This window comes from Candidatus Pelagibacter communis (assembly GCF_001179985.1).
GTDB lineage: Bacteria > Pseudomonadota > Alphaproteobacteria > Pelagibacterales > Pelagibacteraceae > Pelagibacter > Pelagibacter ubique_J.
Window position 1 is genome coordinate 1 of the sequence record NZ_CVSI01000053.1, and the last position, 656, is coordinate 656.

The 656-nt window shown below is 32.3% G+C and carries 2 protein-coding genes; both read right to left on the reverse strand.

Translation table 11 applies throughout. From position 1 onward, the window contains the following. Positions 1 to 294, reverse strand: a 294-nt coding sequence (locus AMN80_RS02225; protein ID WP_179850272.1) for a HesA/MoeB/ThiF family protein, incomplete at its 3' end; no start/stop codon positions are given. Further along, positions 291 to 656 (reverse strand): dUTP diphosphatase (gene dut / locus AMN80_RS02230; RefSeq protein ID WP_075520374.1); only part of this gene is annotated, 366 nt, incomplete at its 5' end. The genes AMN80_RS02225 and dut, both read right to left, overlap by 4 nt.

The following is a 656-nucleotide window of genomic DNA, read 5'->3' on the forward strand; positions in this document are numbered from 1 at the left end:
AGGATTAACTTTTTTTATTCTTTGCTTTACTGCATCAACTTTATATTTTTTAATATCACTTATAGTAAATATAGATTGCCTATGAATATTCGACAAGTTAACTTTGTCATGGTCAATTAAACCTATTGTTCCAACCCCAGCTCTACTCAAATATTCTGCTGCAGGACAACCTAGTCCTCCAAGACCTACGATTAAAACTTTTGATTTCTTAAGTTTTTTTTGCCCACTGATACCTATATCTTTAAGAATAAGTTGCCTTGAATATCTTTCTATTTCATTATTTGTTAGGCTCATTTTTTTCCTGTGGATCCAAACCCACCTTGACCTCTAATAGTTTCAGGTAAACTATCAACTTCCTCGAATTCCATTTTAAGAATTGGAACTAGAACCATTTGAGCAATCCTATCACCATTATTAATTATAAAATCTTTGTTACCATGATTGAATAAAATAATTTTTAGTTCACCTCTATAGTCACTATCTATAGTGCCAGGAGAATTTAATACACCTATACTTTCTTTTGCAGCCAAACCTGATCTAGGTCTTATTTGAATCTCCAATTCCTCAGGTATTGCAACTTGCAACCCTGTTGGAATTAACTCTGAGCTGTTTGGTTTAATTATAACTTTTTTTTCTAAAAACGGATCGGAAGAGCA